Below are 21,253 nucleotides of genomic sequence, written 5' to 3' on the forward strand. Positions count from 1 at the left end.
AGGGGGTCAGGGCAGGTTGATCTGCCAGGACACGCCGAACCGGTCGTTGACCCAGCCGAACTTCCTGCTGAACTCGTACGAGCCCAGCGGCATCAGCGGATGACCGCCCTCCACCAGCGCCCCGTACAGGCGGTCGAGCTCCTCTTCGGTGTCACACACGACGAACAGCGACATCGACGGCGTGAACGTGAAGTCGTGCATGGGAGGGCTGTCCATGCACATGTACTCCCGGCCCGCCAGCGCGAACGTCGCGAGCTTGATCTTGCCCTCCTCCCCCGCCTCGCCGGGCCCGAAGCGCGTGAGGGAGACCACCTTGGCGTCGTCGAACAGCGACACGTAGAACGTCATCGCCTCCTCCGCGTCGCCCTTCTGGAACATGAGGAACGTGTCGATCTGCGGAGCCATCAGGAGTCCTGTCCGGGAGCGTAGAAGGCGGTGGTGGCGGCGACGGTGGCGGCGACCAGGTCGGGCGGGCCGCCCGCCGCCAGGTGGGCCTCGCCCCAGGCGCGGCCGCTCTCGATGATGTAGCGCCGGCCCTCGGGGGTCTCGTGGAAGGTCGCCTCCTCGATCCCCGGGTCGCCGCCGGTCGTCAGGTGCAGGCCCAGGCCCAGCAGCGCCAGGTCCCAGCCCACACCGGTCGCGCCCGGCCCGAACTGCCCCCAGAACTCGGGCGGCACCTCGGCGCTGTGGTGCAGCTCGAACAGGGTGCCGCCGTCCTGGGCGGACAGGCGGACCTCGACCTCGGAGAAGCCGGGGTTCTCGCCGAACAGCCAGCTGACCTTCAGCAGGCTGGGCGGCTCGCAGCGCAGGATCTCGCCGCCCGCGTTGCCCTGGAGCTGGTACGTGCCCCCGACCCGGAGATCCCCGCTCACGGGCAGGAACCACCGCGACAGGCGCTTGGCGTCGGTGCAGGCGTCCCAGACGTCCTCGACCTCGGCGTCGTAGTGCCGTCGCAGCGTTATGGTCTTGACGTCGCCGTCTTTCAGCTCACGTTGAGCCTTGAGCAGCTCGTCCACGAAATCCATCAGGTTTCCTTTTCGTTCATGCGGCGCTCGCGCTTGCCGCGGGCCAGCTCCGTCGCCAGCGCGTCCAGTCGTTGACTCCAGAAGCCACGGAATCGCTCCAGCCAGAGATCGACCTCCCGCAGCGGCCCGGGCTCGACGGCGTACAGCCGCCGGGTGCCCTGGGCTCGTACGCTGGCGAAGCCGTTGTCGCGCAGCACCCGCAGGTGCTGGGAGACGGCCGGTTGGGAGATGCCGAACTCGCGCTGGATGACGCCGGTGAGCTCTCCCGAGCTCTGCTCGCCGGCGGCGAGCAGCTCCAGGATCCGCCGCCGGACCGGATCGCCGAGGACGTCGAATGCGTGCACGACCTCATTGTTTCAGGGCTAGCTTATATAAGTCAAACCTGGGATAAGGAGATCAGTCGTCCAGGCCCCGTGCGCTCAGGGCCTCGCCCAGGGCGTCGGCGTGCCGGAGCGAGCCGACCACCAGCGGCACGGCGAAGGCCCGGAAACTGCGCTCGACGCCCCTGGCCCGCTGCGCCTCCCGGACGCGGGTGGCCAGCGCGGCCACGACGGGCACGCTGCGCACCGTCAGCGACAGCAGCAGCGACAGCCGGAACGGGTCCAGCCCCACGAACCTGGCCGGGGACAGGCCGCGTTCCAGCGCCGCCATCATGGCGGAGGTGCGGGTGGTGAGCGTGACCAGCCCGGCCAGCGCGACCGCCAGCACCACGCGCAGCGTCGTGGACGCCGCCCCCGGCAGGTCCACGAGCACCCACTGCATCCCGAACAGCCCCACCGCGAACCACCGCACCGGCCTGACCTGCGCCCAGGCCGCCGCCGCGCCGACCCCGGACAGCGCGTACAGGCCCACCGCCACGACCGCCGCACCGGCCAGCGCCAGTGGCGAACTCAGCAGCACCAGAGCCGTGCACGCCAGAGCCAGCCCGCCCAGCTTGACCCCGGCGGGGAGCCGGTGCAGCGGCGAGGATCCGGGGACGTAGGCGCCGGTGAGGCCGTTCACGACATGATCTTCCGGTAGTGGGCGATGGCCTCGTCCGGCGTGCCGTCGGCGACGACGCGGCCCTCGTCGAGCACGAGGACGCGGTCGAAGCCGGCCAGCAGCGGCAGGTCGTGGCTGACCACCAGCACCTGCTGCGGCAGCTCCCGCAGCAGGTCGGCGACCTGGCGGGAGTGGCGCAGGTCGAGCAGCGTGGTGGGCTCGTCCATGACGAGGATGTCCGGTTCGAGCACCATGACCGCGCACAGGGCGAGCAGCTGCTTCTGGCCGCCCGACAGGTGGTGCGCGGGGTGGTCAGCGTGCCCGGCCAGTCCGTACCGGCTCAGCACGTCGTGCACCCGCCGCTCGACCTCCTCGCGCGTCAGGCCCTTGCGGCGCAGGGAGAAGGCCACGTCCTCGGCCACGGTGGGCATGACGATCTGCGCGTCCGGGTCGGTGAACAGGAACCCGACGCCCCGCCTGATCTTGGCCGCGTGGCGGCGGGTGTCGAGGCCGAGCACGGTGACGCTGCCCGAGGTCGGCAGGGCCAGGCCGTTGACCAGGCGGGCGAGCGTGCTCTTGCCCGAGCCGTTGGCGCCGACGACGCCGATCCGCCGCTCGGGCAGGGCGGCGGTGACGCCGTTGAGGACGTCGCGGGCGCCGAGGCGTACGTGCACGTCGGCGAACTCGATCACGCCCGCGCCCCGTCCTGCCGAGAACCGACGTCCCGCCCAGAACCGGCGTCCCGGCCGGGGCCGACCACCTCGAACAGGGCGGCCACGCCGAGCCCGCCGCCCACCGCGGCCGTCGCCAGGCCCAGCGTCCCCGGCGGGGCGCCGCCGCGCACGAGGCGGCCGAACAGCCGGGTCACCACCACGGCGCCGGTCGCGCCCCACGGATGCCCCAGGGCCAGCGCGCCGCCGTCGGCGCACACCCGATCGCCCTCCAGGGCGTCGAGCCCCAGCGCGTCGGTGACCGCCAGCACCTGCGCCGCGAACGCCTCCACGATCTCCACCGCCGCGACCTGCTCCAACTCCACCCCCGCACGCGCCAGCACCCGCCGCACCGCGGGCACCGGGCCCCACCCGGGCAGCTCGGGATCGCACCCGACGACGGACCCGGCCACCAGCCGCATCCCCGGCAGGCCGGCACGCAGCCGCTCGGGCACGAGGGCCACGGCCGCGGCGCCGTCGCTGACCGGGGAGGAATTACCGGCCGTCACTGTACCGTCCGCCACGAACGCCGCGGGCAGCCGGGCCAGCGACGCGGCCCGCAGCGGCCGGGGCCGCTGGTCGTCGCCGCGCCCGCCGATCGGGACGATCTCGTCCCTGAACCGGCCCGCGTCGCGGGCGGCCAGCGCCCTGGCGTGGCTGCGGCAGGCGTAGGCGTCCTGGCGCGCCCGGCTGACGCCGCGCGCCGTCGCCAGCGCCTCGGCAGCAGGCCCCATGTCGGGGTCGGGGTGGCCGTCCGGGGCGAAGGGCGCCCTGGGGTACGGCTCCGTCGCGCCCCGATGGGTACGCCGCGGCGCGGTCGAGGCGCTCTCCGCCCCACCGGCGATCACCAGGTCCATCTCGCCCGCGCGGACGGCCTGGCCGGCCACCAGGATCGCGGCCAGCCCGCTGCCGCACTGCCGGTCCACCGTCAGCCCGGGCACCTCGTGCCCCAGGCCCGCCGCCAGCGCCGACACCCTGGCCACGTTCCCGCCGGGCCCCATGCAGTTGCCCAGCACCACGTCGTCCACCCGCCGCCCGGCCAGCTCGCGCGCCACGGCGGCGATCACGGGCGCGGCCAGCCGATCGACGGTCACGCCCTTGAACGCGTGCCCGGCCGTGCCGATGGGGGTACGCCGGGCCGCGACGACGACGGGCTCGTACCGTGGGTCGAAGTCGCGCATGTCAGATCAGCCGCCGGATGTCGGGGTCGCCGCCCGCCAGCCGGGCCTCGACCAGGGCGCGGGCCGGCTTGCCCGTCTGGGTGCGCGGCAGGTTGGGCACCGCGTACCAGCGGCGCGGCCGCTGCGCCGCGTCCAGGCCGCCCCGGGCCGTCTCCTCCAGCAGCGCCCGCGGCGGCGGCGTGGCGCACTCGGCCTCGATGACCGCCGTGACCACGGCACCGAGCGACGGGTGCGGCGAGCCGACCACGACGATGTCTCCCACCCCGGGCACCTTCCTGAGCACCTCCTCGACGTCCTCGGGCACGACGGTGGCGCCGCCGGTCTGGATCGCGCCGCCTCCCCGGCCGCGTACCCGCAGCACCTCTCCTACCCGGTACGGCTCCGCCACGTCACCCACGCTCACCCAGCCGTCGCCGTCCCGGCGCAGCGGACCCGCGGCATCGCCCAGATACCCGTCGGCCAGCCACGGCGAACGCGCCCACACCTCGCCGAACTCGCCGCCCGCCGGGCCCGCGGGCCTGACCTCGATCTCCACGCCCGGAAAAGGGCGCAATCCGCCCCCGTCGGCGTCCACCGCCACGAACGACAGCTCCGTTGCCCCGTAGTAGGACAGAACCCGGACCCCCGCCCGGACGGCCGCCGCCCGCACGTCCGGGTCGAGGGCCGCGCCGCCGACGACGGCCACGCGCAGCGACCCCGGGCGCTCCAGCACGTCGGGCAGCCGGTGCGGCACCAGGTGCACGACGGTGGCCCGGTCCAGCAGGCCGGCCAGGGTGCGCGAGGGCCAATGGCCGGGAAGGAGGGCCGTCGCCCCGGTGGCCAGGGTGTGGACGGCGGCGAAGGCGTACAGGCTGGACACGAGGGGGCCCGGGATCAGCACGACGTCGTCCGGACCGATCCCGGCCAGGCCGGCGAGGTGCGGAAACGACTCCGTCCACGACGCGCGGGTGCGTACGATGGCGCGCGGCCGGCCGGTGCTGCCGGAGCTGAAGCACGCCCAGGCCCGATCCCCGGGCTTCGGCTCGTGCACCACGGCGGGACCCGCCGGCCAGGGCAGCGGCGCGTCCATGAAGAAGTGGGGCCCGGCCGCGGCGGTGACGCTCGACCACCGCTCCCGGCCCCAGGCGGGGTCGCCCACCAGTGGCGTCGCGCCCGCCAGATCGGCCGCGAGCACGGCGGTGAGCAGCTCGACCGGGTCCGCCAGGCCGATCGCGACCAGCGCGCCCGGGCCGACCCCGCGGCCGAGCAGGTGGCGGGCGGCGCCGTGGATCCGGTCGGCGAGCCGGGCGTAGGTGAGCTCCCCCTGAGGGCCGCACACCGCCGGGTGCCAAGGGCGTTCGGCGGCGTGCCGCATCACGTGTTGTGCTACGGGCATCGAGCGGTCAACGCCCCCCGCCGGAGCGCAGCCGTTCGCGGTGCACGGCCGGGACCGCGTCCGGGTAGGCCCGCTGCGTGCCCCTGGCCACGACGGACGCCAGCACCACCTTGATCAGGTCGCCGGGCAGGAAGACGAGGCTGGACAGCGCCGTCGCCCCCAGGGACACCCCCGTGACGAGCGACTGGACGGGGATGCCGAACAGGTAGATCACGCCGACCCCGCCCACCAGGCACGCCACCATCAGCGGGAAGATCCCCGGGTTGCGGCCCGCGCGCTCGACCAGCCAGCCGGTCACCGCGGCGCCGGGGATCCAGCCGATCAGGTATCCGGCCGACGGCATGGCGAACACGCCCAGCCCGCCGCGCCCGCCCGCCAGCAGCGGCAGGCCGGCGGCGACCAGCACGAGCAGCACCACCACGGCCAGCGCGGCCCGCCACGTGCCGAGAATGGCCCCCGCCAGCATCACGCCGAGCGTCTGGAGCGTGATCGGGACCGCGTTGCCGAAGAGGTTCAGCGAGCCGGGCACGCCCAGCACCGCGATCAGCGCCGCGAACACGGCCACCCGCGCCAGGTCGCCCGTGGGGAACCTGCGCTGCTTCGATGCATCCATCATGGGGACGATCCCACACCAAGACCGCGCACTCCAGGCATGGAGGGATCCCACAACTTTCCGTGCGTTCCTCTGCGAGCGATCGATACCCCTTCCACGACTCCGGTCAGGCCGCCAGGCCCAGGGCCCGGGCCACGTCGGAGGCGGACGAGGAGGTCTCCGTCGAGGTGTAGCCGCCGCGCAGGGAGGCGTCCAGGTCCTTCAGGCCGTTGCCGCTGAGCGTGATCACGATCCGCAGGCCCGGCTCCAGCAGGCCCCGCGCGTGCCGGTCGAGCAGGCCCGCGACCCCGGCCGCCGAGGCGGGCTCGGCGAAGACGCCGTCGCGGCGGGCCAGCAGCCGGTACGCGGCGAAGATCTGCTCGTCGGTCACCGCCTCGATCAGCCCGCCGGACTCGTCGCGGGCGCTCACCGCGCCCTCCCAGGTGGCCGGGTTGCCCACGCTGATCGCGGTGGCCTCCGTCCGCGGCGCCGCCACGGGAGCGCCGTGGACGAGCGGCGCCGCTCCGGCCGCCTGGAAGCCCCACATACGCGGCAGCCGACCGGCCAGCCCGGCGCCGTGGTAGTTGCGGTAGCCGCCCCAGGTGGCGGTGATGTTGCCGCCGTTGCCGACCGGCAGGCAGTGCACGTCGGGCGCGTCGCCGAGGGCGTCCACGATCTCGTAGGCGACCGTGCGCTGCCCGGCCAGGCGCAGCTCGTTGCCGACCGAGTTGACCAGGGCGATGGGGTGGTGGGCGGCCAGCTCGCGGGCCACGCGCAGGCAGTCGTCGAAGTTGCCGTCGACCTCGACGATCTCGGCACCGTAGCGGACGGCCTGGCTGAGCTTGCCGAGCGCGATCCGGCCCTTGGGGACCAGCACGGCGGCCGTCACCCCGGCGCGGGCGGCGTAGGCGGCGGCGGAGGCGCTGGTGTTGCCGGTGGAGGCGCAGATGACGGCCTGCGCCCCGGCCTCGGCCGCCCTGCTGATCGCCACCGTCATCCCGCGGTCCTTGAACGAGCCCGTCGGGTTGGCGCCCTCGACCTTCAACCAGACCTCGCAGCCGGTGAGCTCCGACAGGTGCGCCGAGCGCAGGAGCGGGGTGTTGCCCTCGCTGAGCGAGACGGACGGGGTGTCGGCGGTGACCGGCAGCCAGCGCCGGTAGTCGCTGTCGATCAGACCATGCCAGGTTCTCATGCCACGACCGTAACATTCGTTTCGCGAACAAGAGGAAACTGGGCTGATGTAACATTTGTCATTGTGGAGAACGATCCGGTGGCCGACCGCCTCAGCGCCGCCTATCCCGAGCTGCCGCCCGGGGAGCGGGCGATCGTGCGCGTGCTGCTCGACGACTATCCGTTCGCGGCGCTGGGCTCGCTGCGGGCGCTGGCCGAGCGCGCGGGGGTCAGCCCGCCGACGGCGTCGCGGCTGTTCGATCGGCTGGGGTACGGCGGGTTCGCCGACTTCCAGGCCGCGGTGCGTGACGGGGCACGGGACCGGTCACGGCTGCTGGAGTTCGTCACCCGGTCGCCCGACTCCCCCGACGCCCCTGTCGCCACCGGGAGCCCCGAGCTGCGGCAGGCCGCCGAGGACCTGCGCGCGGGGCTGGACGGCACGCTCGCCGCCGCCACGGACCCGCTGCTCGACGCCGCGGCGGCCCTGCTCGCCGAGGCCAGGACCGTGTGGGCGCTGGGCGGGCCGCTGAGCGAGCTGGCCGCCGAATATCTGATCCGCCAGCTGGCCAGCCTGCGTCCCGGCGCGCACCGGGTGCCCGACTCCACGCAGGCCCGGGCGCGCACGGTGCTCGATCTGAAGGGGGCCGACGTGGTGGTGGCGTACGACTTCCGGCGCTACTCCTCCGGCACCGCCCGCTTCGCCCAAGCCGCGCGCACCCGGGGCGCGCGGCTGGTGCTGGTCACCGACGCGTGGGAGTCGCCGCTGGCCGCCGAGGCGGAGGTGCTGATCAGGCTGCCGCGCGAGGCCGCCGGGCCGATCGCGCCGCTCACCCACGAGATCGCGGTCACCGAGCTGCTGCTCGTCGCCACGGCCGCCCGCCTGTCGCCCGCCGAGCGGCTGGCCGACCTCGACGCGCTCACCCAGACGCTCTGAGGTCGCCCCCCGAGTCGGTGGCGGCGCTCTCCGGGTTGCGGACGTTCTCCGTCACAGCCGCCCCCGCCGACACCGCGAACCCCGTCAGCTCCGTCCCCGCCCGGAGCAGTGCGATCGAAGTGACCGAACCGCGCTCAATCGGAGGCCGTGAGGCGCTTGTAGAAGAAGCTGCAGTCCTGGAGGGTGCCGTCCGGGGAGCCGGCGTAGCCGGGGACGATGCCGTAGCGGGTCCAGCCGCCGGTGAGGTAGACGTGCTCGGCGGTGCTGCCGGTCTCGGTGTCCAGGAGCAGCAGGTCCGCCCCGGCGGCGAGGGCGGCCCGCTCGGCGGCGGCCAGCAGGGCGCGGGACAGGCCCCGGCCCCGGGCGTCGCGGTGGACCATCAGCTTGACGATCTCGGCGCGGTGGCGGGCGTTCGGCTTGCGCGCCATGGCCAGGCCGATGGTGCCGGTGAGGGCGCCGTCGTCGCGGCACACCCACACCATGAGGCTGCCGTCGGCCACCGCCGGAGCCTGGGCCCGCCACCACGCGGCGGCCTCCTCCTGGCCGAACGGCACGACAAATCCCACCGACGCGCCGCCGTCCACGGCGTCGACCAGCAGCCCGGCCAGCGCCTTGACGGCGGCGTCGAAGTCCTCGGCGGTCAGGCGCTCGATGGCGGGCATGGGATTCCTCGTCTCCTTCGGCTGAGGTCCTTCAGGCGCGCGCGTCACGGGAGGACGACCAGGAGGGCGTACCGGACCGGGCCGGGGCCGGGGCAGCGGAAACGGGAGGGCCCCCACAGGCGGAAGCGCAGGCAGTCGCCCGCCTCCACGGTGTGCGCGTGGCCGTTGGCGGTGATCTCCACGGCCCCCTCCAGCACCCAGATGTGCTGTTCGAGCCCGGGCACCGGCGGCTCGTCGTACGAGATGTCCGCCCCGGGCCGCAGCCGGCCCTCCACGACCTCGCCCCGCATGCCGGGCTGCGGCGGCGACACCGAGCGCCGGACGAACCCGGACTCGTCATCCCGGAACACCGCCTGCGCGCCCGCCCGTACGAGCTGCGGCGGCTCGGACTCCACCTCGGCCAGCAGCCGCGACATCGGACGCCCGTATACGGTGCACAGCTTGCCCAGCAGGGCCGCGGTCGGGCTGATCTCCCCCCGCTCCAGCCGCGACAGCGTCGAGCGGCTGACCCCCGACCGGCTCGCCAGCTCCTCCAGCGACCAGCCCCGCTCGACGCGCAACTCCGCGAGCCGCCCGGCGAGCCGGACCTCGACCTCCTCCATCTGTCTCACATGAGGGAATGTATCCCAGATATGGGATCAGCGGCGACGCCGCACCTTGATGTCGCGCATGTCCGTCACCGCGAGCTTCAGGATCTCGTGCGGATGCCCGTGCGCCTCCAGCGCGGCCATCGCCCCCAGCGCCGCCTCGTCCTCGCCGTCGTCCGGATCGGCCGGCACCTGGCAGCGGAAGGTGAACGCCGTGACGCCCGCGTCATGGGTGAAGGTCCCGGCCTCGGTGTACGCGGCGCCGCTCGCGGCCAGCACGGCGGCCCGCCCGGCGTCGTCGAGCTCCTTGAACTTGCCCCTGATCGTCACCCTGAACACGGTCATCCCTTTCGTACGGCATAGGCGAGGACCCGCTCGCCCAGCAGCCCCTCTGCGACATCCATCAGCTCCAGCACGGCGGCGGCGACGGCGACGGGCGGCTCGCCCGAAACCGTCCGCCGGCCGATCTCGGCGTAGACCAGCGCGTGCAGGCACCCGATGTGCCAGGCCACCACGCGCGGCAGTGGATCGCCCTCGGCCGCCCCGGTCTCCTCGGCCAGCACGGCGGCCAGCTCGTCGGTCATCTGACGGCCGAGCTCGTCGAGCCGGGCGGCCAGCGTGGGCGCGGCCCGCATCATCTCCAGCACCCGCCCGAACCCCTCCGTCAGCCCCACCCGGCGCTCGCGCCCGCGCACCTCCTCGCGCAGCCGCTCCAGCACCGCCCCGGCCGCCGAACGGCCGGGCGGGCGCTCCCGCACGATGTCGGCCAGCCGGTGCGGCGAGGCCTCCTCCGGCGGCAGGACGAGGTCCTCCTTGGCCGGGAAGTAGTTGTAGACGGTGTTCACCGACACCTCGGCGGCCGCCGCGACCTCGGCGATCGTGACGTGCTCGAAGCCGCGCTCCACGAACAGGCCGATGGCCACGTCGCTGATGCGCCGCCGGGTCTGCCGCTTCTTCCGCTCCCGGAGCCCCTCCATCATGCTTGGAGTCTACTCCAAATTTGGAGTCCATTGCAGTTTTCTGCCCGCGATGGACAGTGTGGAGCGTGACATGATCACATTGGGCTCGCTCAATCGCCTTCGTGTTCGGAGTGGACCCATGGTCAAGCGCCCTTTCATCCGGGCTTTAGCCCTCGCCGCCCTCTTCTTGAGCGTGACCGCTCCGGGGGCGGCGGCCGACGACAAGAACGCCGATCCGACCTCTCCGGGACCGGTCTACAAGACGGTCACCGATCGCAGCGGCCTGCTCTCGCTCCAGACCTTCGGCCGTCCCGACGGCAAGGACATGGTCTTCCGGATCTCGGGCAGCGTGTACGCCAACATCGAAGGCAACAGCCTCGACCCGGCGATGCGGCACGGCCAGAAACTGTTCAACATCGAGGGCTACAACATCAGGCGCCTGTACCGGGTGCCGGACACGACGCAGCTCTACCAGCTCTCCCGCGAGATCGTCTTCTACACCGACCCCGCCGACCCCACGCGGATCCTGCGGGAATGGACGAACCCCGTCGACCAGAAGACCTATCCGGTCATCCCCATCAACAACGACACCGTGAACTTCGGCCCGTTCAACATCACCCCCTCCTACGTGGGCCCGCCGGTGCGTCAGATGCATGATGAGAACGTGTGGACCAGTGACATCCCCGTGCGCGCGGACTTCGGCACCACCCTCGGCGAGCGGTTCGGCCTGGTGGGCGGCGTGTACGCGGCCCAGGAGATGTTCGACTTCTCCGTGGACGAGCGCGAGGCGGCGGCCAGGACCGAGCCGGGCGACGTCCCCGCCGGGGCCATGAAGACGAAGATCAGCTGGGCGCGTACGAGCCCGTGGGCGCCGTTCATGTGCCTGGCCGAGAGCGACGTACGCGGCCAGCTCACCTACCACGCCCGCAGCTGGTCGCTGAACTCCTACGGCGAGATCGAGCCGTGGCTGCGCGCCGAGGTCGAGGCCAACCACCCGCTCTACAAGGCCGCCCCCACCGCGCCCGGCGCCAGCGAGAACTCCTGGACCTCCTTCTACAACAAGCAGCTCGGCAAGGGTGCCACCACCTGGTCGGCCTGGTGCGCGGCCAACGGACGCTCATGACCGCCTACACGGCCCTGGCACTCCAGCTGGAGACCAGGGCCGTCAACGCCGCCGCCGACCCGAGGGCCGCCATCCGTGCCGCCATCGGGCGGGTCGCCGAGCAGGTCGGCGGCAGCAAGGCGTGGCTCGGCCGCGACCTGCGGCTGGTGGTGCTGCCCGAATACGTCCTGACCGGCTTCCCGATGCGCGAGAGCTTCGCCGAGTGGCGCGACAAGGCCGCGCTCGACCCCGGCGGCCCGGAATACGAGGCGCTGGCCGCGATCGCCGCCCGGCACGAGGTCTACCTGTGCGTGAACGCCTACGAACGTGACGAGCACTTCCCCGAGCTGTACTTCCAGGCGTCGGTCATCTTCTCCCCGCAGGGCGCGCCGGTCCTGCGGTACCGCAGGCTGCACTCGATGTTCACGCCGAGCCCGTACGACGTGTGGGAGCGCTACCTGGAGATCTACGGCATCGACGGGGTGCTGCCGGTGGCCCGCACCGAGATCGGCAACCTGGCGGTGCTGGCCTCGGAGGAGATCCTCATGCCCGAGCTGGCCCGCGCGCTGGCCCTGCGCGGCGCCGAGGTCTTCTGCCACCCCACCTCCGAGGCCTCCTCGCCGGAGCTGACGCCGAAGGCGATCGCCCGCCGCGCCAGGGCCGCCGAGAACCTCGCCTACGTGGTCTCGGCCAACAGCGGCGGCCTGCGGGGCATCCCGATCCCCGGCGACTCCACCAACGGCGGCTCGGAGGTGCTCGACCACCAGGGGCGCGTGCTGGCCCGGTCGGGCGCCGGGGAGTCGCTGGTGGCCGCCGCCGAGCTGGACGTGGGCGCGCTGCGCCGGCTGCGTCGCCGGCCCGGCATGGGCAACCTGCCGAGCCGGGTGAAGACCGGGCTGTGGGCCGAGGAGTACGCCAGGCACGACGGCGAGCGGCCCGGCGGGCTGTCGCAGGGCGCGCGTGATCGCGCCTGGTTCGCCGCCAGGCAGGCCGAGGCGATCGAGCGCCTGTACGGCCCCGGCGACTAACCGGGCTGCGGAACGGGGTCGGCGACGATCATGGAGGCCACGTCCACCTTGGACTTCAGGTAGCCGAACTCGTACATCAGGTCGGCCACCCGCTGGATCCGCCTGGGGTTCAGGGAGGTCGGGAAGGTGCCCATCGCCATGGTCATCACCGCCTGCTTGGGCGTCTGCGTGTAGAGCGGGACGACCTCGGCCAGCTCGGCGCGGTTGGTGGCGGCCAGGCGCTGGGCCTTGGCGACCGCGCGCTGGAAGGCGGCGGTCGTCTTCGGGTGCCTGCTCACCCAGTCCGCCGTGCCGGCCCAGCCGTCGATCGGCAGAGCGTCGGTCGGGCCGGTGTTGGTGTCGAGCAGCAGCCGGGCGCCGGCCTGCTGGGCGGCCGACAGGAACGGCTCCACCATCCAGGCCGCGTCCACCTTCCCGCTCGTCAGCGCGCCCAGCTGCGCCTGGAAATCGATGGCGACGAACTTCACCTGTTTCGGCGTTACTTCATGCGCCTTCAAATGGGCGCTCATGGACATGGTGCCCAGGTTGTTCAGGGAGTTGACCGCGATCGTCTTACCCATGAGGTCTTTGGGGGTCTGCAGCGGGGAGTCCTTGCGTACGACGACGCCGGCGATGCCGGGCGCGCCCTGCAAAGTGTCTGAAAGGATCTTCAATTTGGCCGCGCCGCTGTCCTGGATGTTGATCAGGGAGACGTAGCTGCCCTTGAATATGTCGATGCTGCCGTTGAGGATCTTCGGCATGACCGCCTGCGGGGCCTGGATGATCTCCGTCTTGACGGTCAGGCCCTCGGCCTTGAAGAAGCCCTTGCGGTCGGCGATGAACACCGGAGCCGAGGAGGGAGTGGGGCTGACACCGATGGTCAGCGCGGTCTTCTCCAGGTCGCCCGGCACGCCCGCGTTCGCGGCGGGGCGGCTGCCGCCGCCGCACCCGGCGAGGGCGACGGCGACCAGTAACGCCAGGGTCGCGCGAAAAGCAGAACCGGATTCCATCGAGGGTTTCTCCTTGGCGAGTCCAGGCAACCGAAAGGCCGCCGGTGATCGTACAGCAGGGCTTGCGACAATTGCCATAAAAAGTTATAAGTCATGACTCGACGGATCATTACGGGTTGTCCAAAAGTGTCCTATTTCTGGCAATCTTGGGCAGAGAGGAGGGATTCCAGGTCAATCAACCATTCCAATGGAAGTCACGGTCTTTGTAAGGTTGGCCTACCTCGTCGGTGTGTGCTCAAATTGCTCTTCGTCTCAGGGCGCGCATCACGCGCCTCGCATGCCGGCGTGCGTTCAGGCGACAGAGTGGGGAGCCAGTGACGAAGCAACCGACCGCGCGCGGCCGTCGCCCCCGATTAACCCACCCTCACAGGCGGCAGCAGCGAGGGCTGCGGCTGCGGGACTGGCGGGTGCGGGCCCGCCTCGTGGCCCTGATCCTCATCCCCACCGGGGTGGGCGTCGTGCTCGGCGCCCAGCAGGTGATCACCTCGTGGGCCGCGGCGAGCCAGTACCAGCGGGTCCTGGAGAAGGCCGAGCTCGGTGACGCCGTCGTCGAGCTGACCCACCAGCTCGCCCGCGAGCGCGACCTCGCGGTCTACTTCGTGGCCGCCGGCCGTTCGGCCGCGCGCGCGGAGCCGCTGCGCCGCCAGTTCGGCCCCGTGGACGAGGCGGTCGCCGCCGTCCGCGCGAAGGCCCAGGTGATCGGTTCCGACCACGGCGAGATCGCCTGGACCATCACCCAGCAGATGATCAGCCGCCTGCCGGAGATCCCCGCCACCCGCGGCATCGTGCAGTCGACCCAGCTGCTCGCGCTGCCCGCGCTGACCAAGTACTCCCAGATCATCAGCGCCTTCCAGCAGTTCCACGACCAGATCGCCCAGGGCGGCGACCAGGAGGCCCTGGGCAACAGCGTCCGCGCGCTGGCGGCCCTGTCCAAGGCGCACGACGCCGCCTCGCAGCAGCGCGGCCTGCTCGCCGCGGTGGCCTCCGCGGGCCGGTTCCAGAGCGGCGAGCTCGAACGCTTCATGGCCGCGCGCGCCCAGCAGGAGAGCGAGATCGCCGTGTTCAGGTCGGTGGCCACGCTGGACCAGCTGCAGACCTACGACGACACCGTCACCGGCACCCTGGTCGACCGCGCCGAGGTGATCAGGCTGCGCGCGCTGGCCCAGGTCACCGAGGGCCGCCGGATCGATCTCGACCCGGAGCGCGGGGACGACGCCGAGCGCTGGTTCGAGGCGATCAGCGGCACCGTGGACGGCATGTGGACCGTCCAGCGGCGGCTCGGCGAGTCGATCAACGTGCAGAGCCGCACGCTGCAGGACTCCGCGCGCCGCGACGCCCTGCTGGCCGCCACCTACAGCCTCCTGCTGCTGCTCGCGGTGCTGATGGTCACCGCCATCATGGCCCAGTCGCTGGTCAGGCCGCTGCGCCGGCTGCGCACCGAGGCCCTACACATCGCCGGGGTACGCCTGCCCCGAACCGTGCGCTCGCTGCGCGACACCGGCGACGAGGTCACCATGGCCATCCCGCCCATCGGGGTCGACTCCCTGGACGAGGTCGGCGAGGTCGCGCGGGCCTTCGACGAGGTCCACCGCGAGGCCGTCCGGCTGGCCGGCGAGGAGTCCAGGCTGCGTACCAACGTCAACGCCATGTTCGTCAGCCTGTCCAGGCGGAGCCAGACCCTGGTGCAGCGGCAGATCAAGCTCATCGACGGGCTGGAGCGGGGCGAACAGGACGAGCAGCGGCTGTCCAGCCTGTTCACGCTCGACCACCTGGCCACGCGCATGCGGCGCAACAACGAGAACCTGCTGCTCCTGGCCGGCCAGGAGCCTCCCAGACGCTGGAACAAGCCGGTCAGCGTGGCCGACGTCGTACGCGCCTGCCTGTCGGAGGTGGAGAACTACGAGCGGGTCACCCCCCGGGTCGCCACCCGCAGCGCCGTCTCCGGGCAGGCGGTCAACGACATCATCCACCTGCTGGCCGAACTGGTGGAGAACGCGCTGTCGTTCTCGCCGCAGACCACGTCCGTCGTCGTCACGGCCGCCGCCATCGAGGGCGGCGGCGCCGTGCTGTCCATCTCCGACAGCGGCATCGGCATGGTCCCCGACGAGCTCGCGCAGGCCAACGAGCGCCTGTCCCGCGTGCCCACGGTGGACGTGTCGGTCTCGCGCCGCATGGGGCTGTTCGTGGTCGCCCGCCTGGCCCACCGCCACGGCATCCGGGTGCAGCTGCACCTCAACGACTCCAAGGGCCTGACCGCGACGGTGTTCCTGCCGGAGGCGCTGCTGCAGGAGCCCGCCCAGCCGACGGCTGGGGTGGCGGCCTCCTTCGGGCGGCCCTTCGAGATCTCCGACTCCTGGGCCACCAATCCCCCGCCCGTGGTCCCGCCGCCGCGGCCGTACTCGCCGGCCCTGGAGCCGAGCATGGAGCCGAGCGCGGCCAACTGGCCGTCGTTCGCCACCGATCCCGCGACCGACGAGCCCTCGAACGGCCGGTCGGCGCCCTCCATCTGGCCGGGCCTGTTCGACACGCCCGGGGCCAGGGCGCGCTTCGATCTCCTGCGCGGCGGACCCGGCCCGGTCCCGGGGAACCCGGCCTTCGGCGGCGCGGCTGCCCCAGCCGATCCCCTGTCGATGGGGGTGAGCGTCGATCCCACGCCCGACGGCTACCTGCCGATCTTCGCGGCGGTGGAGTCGGCCTGGTTCAACCACGACACTGCCGACGGCGCCTGGAGCTCTCTCCAGGCCGACGCCGGGTGGAGCGCGGCCGAGGCCGCCGCCAGCCCCGCCAACGACGGCACCACCGCCTCCGGCCTGCCCAAACGCGTGCCCAAGGCCAACCTGGTGCCCGGCAGCGCCGAGAGCCCCTCGGTGCCCAAGGGCGTCGCCCCCATCCCGCAGATCTCGCCCGAGCAGGTCCGCGACCGCATGGCCAGCTACCAGCAGGGGTTCCGAACGGCCCGCGACGACATCTGCATGCGCAGCATCCCTCCTTTCGCTACCCCTCCCTTCGATGCAGGGAGCACGACCCGCGAGGAAGGCCCATGAACCGCACCGGCAATCTCGACTGGCTGATCACCGACTTCGCCCGGTCCGTGCCCGGCGTCGCCCACGCCGCGGTCGTCTCCTCCGACGGACTGCCCCTCGCCGTCTCGGCCGGCTTCCCCCCTGAACGCGCCGAGCAGCTGGCCGCCGTCGCCTCGGGCCTGGCCAGCCTGACGCAGGGCGCGGCCACGCTGTTCGAGGGCGGCCCGGTCATCCAGACCGCCATCGAGATGCAGCACGGGCTCATGCTGAACGTGGCCATCAGCGACGGCTCCTGCCTGGCCGTGCTGGCCGCCCCCGACTGCGACCTGGGCGTGGTGGCGTACCAGATGACGCTGCTGGCCGACCGGGCCGGGCAGGTGCTCACCCCGGCACTTCGCGCCCGGCAGACCTGGTGAGCGGGCATGACCGACCCGCGCGGCGGCAGCGGCTGGCGGCCGCCGCCCGACCCCGACGAGCAGGACCCGGATTCGCCGGTCCGGCCTTACGCCGTCACCGGCGGGCGCACCGCGCCGCGCATCAAGCTGGCGATGGAGGCCCTGGTGTGCTCCGCGGACGCCCCGCCGCACACCTTCGCCCTGATCACGCCCGAGTACGCCGCCATCAGCGAGCTGTGCCGGCAGGTGCGCTCGGTGGCCGAGGTGGCCGCGGTGCTGGAGATCCCGCTCGGGGTCGCCCGCGTGCTGATCGCCGACATGGCGGCTGAAGGGCTGCTGCACCTGTATCACCCGCGCCTGACCGGCGGGCGGCCGGAGGCCGGCCTGCTGGAACGCGTGCTCAGCGGGCTGCAACGGCTCTGAGCCAGGCCTCCGCGGACTGGACTTTCAGCCCCCTCAGCGGGCGGGCGGGACGAACTCCGGCTGGTCGATCACGCGCAGCCAGCTCCCGTCCGGCTGGCGGCGTACGACCTGCGCCCGCGCACCGGCCCCGTCCCTCGGCGGGGTGGAGGTGAGCGCGATGTCGCCGTGGATCAGCGTCGGCAGCGGCTGCTCGGGCTCGAAGCGCGGCCGCCCGGCCAGCACCTTCTCCCACAGCTCCCGGATCGCCTCCCGGCCCACCGTCTGGCCGCCGGGCGGGTAGGCCAGCACGGCGTCCTCCTCGTACAGCGCCGCCACCCCGGCCGCGTCGCCGGCGTTGGACCGCTCGACGAACAGGCGGGTGATGTCCTCCGGCCGCATGGCCTTCTCGTGTTCCGTCATGGCTCCCAGCCTGCCCGGCCACGCCATCAGAAGTCCAACAGATGGTTCTCATGGAAGCTAGAATTTCCAGTCATGGAACTGAGGCAGCTGGAGTACTTCGTGGCGGTCGCGGAGGAGCAGAACTTCACCCGCGCCGCCGAGCGGGTGCACATCAGCCAGTCCGGCGTCAGCGCCCAGATCCGCCAGTTGGAGCGCGAGCTCGGCGCCGAGCTGTTCGACCGGTCGGGCCGCACCGCCACGCTGACCGTCGCGGGCCGGGCGGCGCTCGAGCACGCCCGGGCCGCGCTCGCGGCGGCGGGGGCGGTCGGCGAGGCGGTGGGCGAGGTCACCGACCTGATCCGAGGGCGGCTCACGGTCGGGATGGTGATCGGGTGCACGGTCACGCCGCTGTTCGACGCGCTGGCCGCCTTCCACCGGGCGCACCCCGGCGTGGAGCTCGTGCTGCTGGAGGACAACTCCGACCGGCTCATCGACGGGGTCCGCGCCGGCACGATCGACCTGGCCCTCGTCGGCACGGCCACCGACGCCCTCGAAGGGCTGGAGGCGCTCACGATCATCAGCGAGCGCCTCGTCGTGACCGTCCCGCCGGGTCACCCCCTGGCCGAGCTGCCCCAGGTCGGGCTGCGCGAGCTGGAGGCGTACCCGATCGCGTGCATGCCGCCGGGCACGGGGCTGCGCGCGGTGTTCGACCGGGCCTGCGCCGCGCAGGGCCGCAGGCCCGCCATCGCCCTGCAGGCCAGCGCCGCCGACGCCATCGCCGACCTCGCCGCCCGCGGCGTCGCCGTCGGCATCCTCAGCGACTCCATGGCCGCCCGCCACGGCGACCGGCTCGTCGCCCGCACCATCTCCGACGCCGCGGAGCCCGCCCTGCTGGCGCTGGTCTGGCGCACCGGTCACGGCCCGGCCGTACGGGAGCTCCTTGCCCGCGGCCGGCAGGCCTTCGCGGTCAGCGATGCAGCTCCTCGAAGAGGCGCAGGGCGCCCTTGACGCCTTTCGGGGAGAAGAGGGCCTCCAGGCCGTCGTTGGCGAAGCGGGCCAGGCGCGCCGCGCGGGGGAACATGACGCTCTCGTAGGCGCTGACCGCCGCGTCCACGTCGGGCCCAGTGGTCAGCGCAGCGGCCAGGGCGTCGGCCAGCTCGGCGCCCTCGAGCATGGCGAGGTTGGCGCCCACTCCCAGCGGCGGCATCAGATGGGCCGCGTCGCCCAGCAGCGTGACGCCCGGAGCGTGGGTCCAGGAGTGGCCGACCGGCAGCGTGAACAGAGAGCGGGTCTCGAACGGCTCGTCGGCCTCCAGCAGGAGCGCGCGCACGCTCTCCGCCCAGCCGTCGAACATCGCCAGCACCTCGGGGACGGGCCGGTCCCGGGGGCCGCGGTAGGCGGCGTAGACGCGGATGCGGCCGTTGCTGTTGCGCTGGGCGAGCACCGCCTTGTCGGGGCCGTAGGCCGACATGCTGCCGTTGCCGACCAGGCTCGCGAGCTCGGGGTGGCGGGCCTCCTCGAAACCGGTCTCGACGAAGGTGACGCCGGTGTAGGCGGGCCGCGCCTCCGACACGCTCGGGCGTACCCGGGACCAGGCGCCGTCGGCGCCCACGACGAGATCGAACTCCTCGCCGGAGCCGTCGCCGAAGCGCACGCTCCGCCCGGCGACCTCCTCCACGCCGTGGCCCCAGCGGATGGTGCCGTCGGCGAGCGAGTCGATGAGCAGGCCGCGCAGCTGCCCCCGGTCGATCTCCGGCATGCTCTCGTCGCCGTCGGCGGGCTGCTCGTGGTGATGCAGGGTCCCGTGCTCGTCGAGGGTGCGCCGCTCCTGCCCTTCCGGCCGGGCCAGCGCGCGGAACTCCTCCAACAGCCCGGCCTTGGCCAGCGCGGTCTGGCCGGATCCGACATGCATGTCGAGGGTGCCGCCCTGGGCGCGGGAGTCGGGCGACGGCTCGCGTTCGAGGACGGTGACGGGCAGGCCGTGGACCTGCAGGACGCGGGCGAGGGTGAGGCCGCCGAGCCCGGCTCCGACGACGGCGATGCGGGGAGAGGTCATGAGATGAGCCCTTCGATACAGTGTATTGGTCAATACACTGTATCAGCCGTAGACGGTGTACCCTCGATCACCAGGAGGTGAGCCCATGCTCGTCTGGGAGCGGCCCGAGCCGCCGAGCAGGCCAACGCCGAGCCCGCTGAGCAGAGAGCGGATCGTGCGCGCGGCCATCGACCTCGCCGACCGCGAGGGGCTCGACGCGGTGTCGCTGCGCAAGGTCGGCGCCGCGCTCGACGCGGGCCCGATGCGCCTGTACGGCTACCTGTCCACCAAGGAAGAGCTGCTGGACCTCATGGTGGACGAGGTGTACGGCGAGATCGTCCCGCCGGAGCCGGCCGGCGACGACTGGCGGGCGGTGCTGAAGGATCTCGCCCAGCGCACCAGGCAGGCCGCGCTGCGCCACGAGTGGTTCGCCGACCTGCTGGGCGGGCGGCCACACCTGGGGCCCAACGCGATGGCCTTCCGTGAGAGCTCCCTGGCCGCGCTGGCGGACACGCCGGTCGCCACGATGCTGCGGGTCGTCAGCACCGTCAACGCGTACGTAATGGGTGCGATCAGGTGGGAGATCACCGAGCTGCGGGCCGAGCGCGCCTCCGGCCTGGACGAACAGGAGTGGCGGCGCACCGTCGGCCCCTACCTCACCCGGATGCTGGCCACCGGCCGCTACCCGGCGACGGCCAGGATGGTCGCGGGCGACGACGTCCAGCCCGACTTCGACGAAGGTCTCGACTGGGTGCTCGACGGGGTCGCCCCGATCATCACCGGCGGGTCATGAGGCGCATCGCCTGCCGGATGACCTCCGCCTGCGCGGGGGCGAGCCCGTCGAGGAACGGCTCCACCGCCGCCGGATCCCAGTCGGGCGGGCCGGAGCCGGCCGGCAGGTGCCCCGCGCTGTAGTCGGCCAGCATCTCCGCCAGCGGCCCCACCCGGGGATCGTCCGGCGAGGCGTCGGCCAGCGCGTCGAGCCGGCGGTAGAAGTCGTGGCCGCGCGCCGTCGCATCGGGATCGGCAGCCATTGTGTCGAACATCGCGAACGCCTGCTTCCGATCGCCGCTCGCCGCCATGCTGTCCATCAGCACCAGCAACTCCCGGTCCCAGGCCGCGGCCTTAGAGGCCGGCAGCTCCACCGCGCGCAGGAACGCCAGCAGCTCGGGCGAGGAGGTGTCGTCGGGGCCGAGCGACCCCGCCTCGGCCTGCTTGAGCACCTCGGCCAGCCGCCGGCGGCGCTGCTGGATCTCGTGCTCCTGCCGGGCCAGGTCCACGTCGATCTCGGCGAGGATGTCCGGCAGTGCGCGGGAGCGGTCGTCGGCGATGACGTCACGGGCCTCCTCCAGGCTCAGCCCGAGCTCCACCAGGCGCCGCACGCGGGCCAGGGCGATGGCGTCGCGCATGCCGTATTCGCGGTAGCCGTTGGCCCGGCGCACGGGCTCCGGCAGGATGCCTTGCTGGTGGTAGTAGCGCACGGTCCGGGTGGACACCCCGAGCAGTGCGGCAAGCTCTCCGATCCGCATGCTCCACCATAAATCAATGGCATCGTCCGCCGCACACCCGCTACTGTCAGGTTTGTCGGAAGAACGAAAGGAAAGGCCCGCCATGCGATTCGCTGTCGAACGCCACTATTGCCGGGGCGCGGCGTGCGTCGGCGCGCTCGTGCTGGCCGGGCGGGCTTCTGGATAATCCCTTTCA

The 21,253-nt window shown here is 72.9% G+C and carries 25 protein-coding genes; 8 read left to right on the forward strand and 17 right to left on the reverse strand.

Annotation, left to right across the window (positions count from 1 at the left end; translation table 11 throughout):
- Window positions 1-6: 6 nt before the first annotated feature.
- The 9 genes from ABZS69_RS47235 to thrC form a co-directional block, all read right to left on the reverse strand.
- Entirely contained in the window at window positions 7-405 is a 399-nt protein-coding gene (locus ABZS69_RS47235; protein ID WP_355385262.1) for a VOC family protein, read from the reverse strand.
- Window positions 405-1,025, reverse strand: a complete 621-nt coding sequence (locus ABZS69_RS47240; protein WP_355385265.1) for an SRPBCC family protein — start codon at window positions 1,023-1,025, stop codon at window positions 405-407. The genes ABZS69_RS47235 and ABZS69_RS47240 overlap by 1 nt, the downstream gene beginning before the upstream one ends.
- On the reverse strand, window positions 1,025-1,369 hold the full coding sequence (locus ABZS69_RS47245) for a metalloregulator ArsR/SmtB family transcription factor (protein ID WP_355385268.1): 345 nt from the start codon (window positions 1,367-1,369) through the stop codon (window positions 1,025-1,027). Before ABZS69_RS47245 ends, ABZS69_RS47240 begins: the two co-directional genes overlap by 1 nt.
- A 52-nt stretch (window positions 1,370-1,421) precedes the next feature.
- Window positions 1,422-2,027 carry an energy-coupling factor transporter transmembrane protein EcfT gene (locus ABZS69_RS47250; RefSeq protein WP_355385272.1) on the reverse strand — a complete coding sequence of 202 codons (606 nt, stop codon included), beginning with the start codon at window positions 2,025-2,027 and terminating at the stop codon, window positions 1,422-1,424.
- Window positions 2,024-2,698, reverse strand: a complete 675-nt coding sequence (locus ABZS69_RS47255) for an ABC transporter ATP-binding protein (RefSeq protein ID WP_355385275.1) — start codon at window positions 2,696-2,698, stop codon at window positions 2,024-2,026. Before ABZS69_RS47255 ends, ABZS69_RS47250 begins: the two co-directional genes overlap by 4 nt.
- Window positions 2,695-3,897, reverse strand: coding sequence for a thiolase family protein (locus tag ABZS69_RS47260; protein ID WP_355385278.1), 1,203 nt, complete (start codon window positions 3,895-3,897; stop codon window positions 2,695-2,697). Before ABZS69_RS47260 ends, ABZS69_RS47255 begins: the two co-directional genes overlap by 4 nt.
- A 1-nt stretch (window position 3,898) precedes the next feature.
- On the reverse strand, window positions 3,899-5,272 hold the full coding sequence (locus tag ABZS69_RS47265; RefSeq protein ID WP_355385281.1) for a class I adenylate-forming enzyme family protein: 1,374 nt from the start codon (window positions 5,270-5,272) through the stop codon (window positions 3,899-3,901).
- Window positions 5,273-5,279: 7 nt separating this feature from the next.
- Window positions 5,280-5,888: a biotin transporter BioY gene (locus tag ABZS69_RS47270; protein ID WP_355385284.1), complete on the reverse strand. Its 609-nt coding sequence runs from the start codon at window positions 5,886-5,888 to the stop codon at window positions 5,280-5,282.
- A 103-nt stretch (window positions 5,889-5,991) separates the two neighbouring features.
- Window positions 5,992-7,056 carry a threonine synthase gene (thrC, locus tag ABZS69_RS47275; RefSeq protein ID WP_355385287.1) on the reverse strand — a complete coding sequence of 355 codons (1,065 nt, stop codon included), beginning with the start codon at window positions 7,054-7,056 and terminating at the stop codon, window positions 5,992-5,994.
- A gap of 63 nt (window positions 7,057-7,119) precedes the next feature.
- Here thrC and ABZS69_RS47280 point away from each other — a divergent pair, with 63 nt between their 5' ends.
- Window positions 7,120-7,968 carry a MurR/RpiR family transcriptional regulator gene (locus tag ABZS69_RS47280; protein WP_355385290.1) on the forward strand — a complete coding sequence of 283 codons (849 nt, stop codon included), beginning with the start codon at window positions 7,120-7,122 and terminating at the stop codon, window positions 7,966-7,968.
- Window positions 7,969-8,102: 134 nt separating this feature from the next.
- Here the strand turns inward: ABZS69_RS47280 and ABZS69_RS47285 are convergent, their stop codons facing one another.
- Genes ABZS69_RS47285 through ABZS69_RS47300 form a run of 4 tightly spaced genes read right to left on the reverse strand, consistent with a single transcriptional unit; the run spans window position 8,103 to window position 10,197 of the window.
- A complete protein-coding gene (locus ABZS69_RS47285; protein ID WP_355385293.1) occupies window positions 8,103-8,630 on the reverse strand; it encodes a GNAT family N-acetyltransferase in 528 nt (175 codons plus the stop codon).
- Between the two features lie 44 nt (window positions 8,631-8,674).
- The gene (locus ABZS69_RS47290) at window positions 8,675-9,232 is read right to left on the reverse strand and encodes a helix-turn-helix domain-containing protein (RefSeq protein WP_355385427.1); all 558 of its coding nucleotides are present in this window, start codon (window positions 9,230-9,232) and stop codon (window positions 8,675-8,677) included.
- A gap of 36 nt (window positions 9,233-9,268) precedes the next feature.
- On the reverse strand, window positions 9,269-9,562 hold the full coding sequence (locus ABZS69_RS47295; protein ID WP_355385296.1) for a DUF6204 family protein: 294 nt from the start codon (window positions 9,560-9,562) through the stop codon (window positions 9,269-9,271).
- Complete coding sequence (locus ABZS69_RS47300; RefSeq protein ID WP_355385299.1) at window positions 9,559-10,197, reverse strand: TetR/AcrR family transcriptional regulator; 639 nt, start codon at window positions 10,195-10,197, stop codon at window positions 9,559-9,561. The genes ABZS69_RS47295 and ABZS69_RS47300 overlap by 4 nt, the downstream gene beginning before the upstream one ends.
- 118 nt (window positions 10,198-10,315) lie before the next feature.
- On the opposite strand from ABZS69_RS47300, the gene ABZS69_RS47305 reads away from it, so the two are divergent.
- Window positions 10,316-11,299 (forward strand): DUF1838 family protein, encoded by a 984-nt coding sequence (locus ABZS69_RS47305; RefSeq protein WP_355385302.1) that lies wholly within the window; start codon window positions 10,316-10,318, stop codon window positions 11,297-11,299.
- Complete coding sequence (locus ABZS69_RS47310) at window positions 11,296-12,306, forward strand: nitrilase-related carbon-nitrogen hydrolase (protein WP_355385305.1); 1,011 nt, start codon at window positions 11,296-11,298, stop codon at window positions 12,304-12,306. The genes ABZS69_RS47305 and ABZS69_RS47310 overlap by 4 nt, the downstream gene beginning before the upstream one ends.
- On the opposite strand, the gene ABZS69_RS47315 is transcribed toward ABZS69_RS47310, so the two are convergent.
- Window positions 12,303-13,295 carry an ABC transporter substrate-binding protein gene (locus ABZS69_RS47315; protein ID WP_355385308.1) on the reverse strand — a complete coding sequence of 331 codons (993 nt, stop codon included), beginning with the start codon at window positions 13,293-13,295 and terminating at the stop codon, window positions 12,303-12,305. The two genes, ABZS69_RS47310 and ABZS69_RS47315, sit on opposite strands and share 4 nt — an antisense overlap.
- A 407-nt stretch (window positions 13,296-13,702) precedes the next feature.
- Between ABZS69_RS47315 and ABZS69_RS47320 the strand changes: the two genes are divergently transcribed.
- From ABZS69_RS47320 to ABZS69_RS47330, 3 genes are read left to right on the forward strand one after another with little or no spacing between them, the layout of a single operon-like run.
- Complete coding sequence (locus ABZS69_RS47320) at window positions 13,703-16,339, forward strand: nitrate- and nitrite sensing domain-containing protein (protein ID WP_355385311.1); 2,637 nt, start codon at window positions 13,703-13,705, stop codon at window positions 16,337-16,339.
- Complete coding sequence (locus ABZS69_RS47325; RefSeq protein WP_355385314.1) at window positions 16,336-16,734, forward strand: roadblock/LC7 domain-containing protein; 399 nt, start codon at window positions 16,336-16,338, stop codon at window positions 16,732-16,734. The genes ABZS69_RS47320 and ABZS69_RS47325 overlap by 4 nt, the downstream gene beginning before the upstream one ends.
- A gap of 6 nt (window positions 16,735-16,740) precedes the next feature.
- On the forward strand, window positions 16,741-17,136 hold the full coding sequence (locus tag ABZS69_RS47330; protein ID WP_355385317.1) for a DUF742 domain-containing protein: 396 nt from the start codon (window positions 16,741-16,743) through the stop codon (window positions 17,134-17,136).
- A 33-nt stretch (window positions 17,137-17,169) separates the two neighbouring features.
- Here the strand turns inward: ABZS69_RS47330 and ABZS69_RS47335 are convergent, their stop codons facing one another.
- Window positions 17,170-17,535, reverse strand: coding sequence for a nuclear transport factor 2 family protein (locus tag ABZS69_RS47335; RefSeq protein ID WP_355385320.1), 366 nt, complete (start codon window positions 17,533-17,535; stop codon window positions 17,170-17,172).
- A 72-nt stretch (window positions 17,536-17,607) separates the two neighbouring features.
- Here ABZS69_RS47335 and ABZS69_RS47340 point away from each other — a divergent pair, with 72 nt between their 5' ends.
- On the forward strand, window positions 17,608-18,522 hold the full coding sequence (locus ABZS69_RS47340) for a LysR substrate-binding domain-containing protein (RefSeq protein WP_355385323.1): 915 nt from the start codon (window positions 17,608-17,610) through the stop codon (window positions 18,520-18,522).
- Here ABZS69_RS47340 and ABZS69_RS47345 read toward each other — a convergent pair.
- On the reverse strand, window positions 18,482-19,570 hold the full coding sequence (locus tag ABZS69_RS47345; protein WP_355385326.1) for an NAD(P)/FAD-dependent oxidoreductase: 1,089 nt from the start codon (window positions 19,568-19,570) through the stop codon (window positions 18,482-18,484). The genes ABZS69_RS47340 and ABZS69_RS47345 overlap by 41 nt on opposite strands.
- Before the next feature lie 85 nt (window positions 19,571-19,655).
- Between ABZS69_RS47345 and ABZS69_RS47350 the strand changes: the two genes are divergently transcribed.
- Window positions 19,656-20,342 carry a TetR/AcrR family transcriptional regulator gene (locus ABZS69_RS47350; protein WP_355385329.1) on the forward strand — a complete coding sequence of 229 codons (687 nt, stop codon included), beginning with the start codon at window positions 19,656-19,658 and terminating at the stop codon, window positions 20,340-20,342.
- On the opposite strand, the gene ABZS69_RS47355 is transcribed toward ABZS69_RS47350, so the two are convergent.
- Window positions 20,326-21,078 (reverse strand): MerR family transcriptional regulator, encoded by a 753-nt coding sequence (locus ABZS69_RS47355; RefSeq protein WP_355385332.1) that lies wholly within the window; start codon window positions 21,076-21,078, stop codon window positions 20,326-20,328. The two genes, ABZS69_RS47350 and ABZS69_RS47355, sit on opposite strands and share 17 nt — an antisense overlap.
- Window positions 21,079-21,253 lie beyond the last annotated feature (175 nt).

Source organism: Nonomuraea sp. NPDC005650 (assembly GCF_040605375.1).
Lineage (GTDB): Bacteria > Actinomycetota > Actinomycetes > Streptosporangiales > Streptosporangiaceae > Nonomuraea.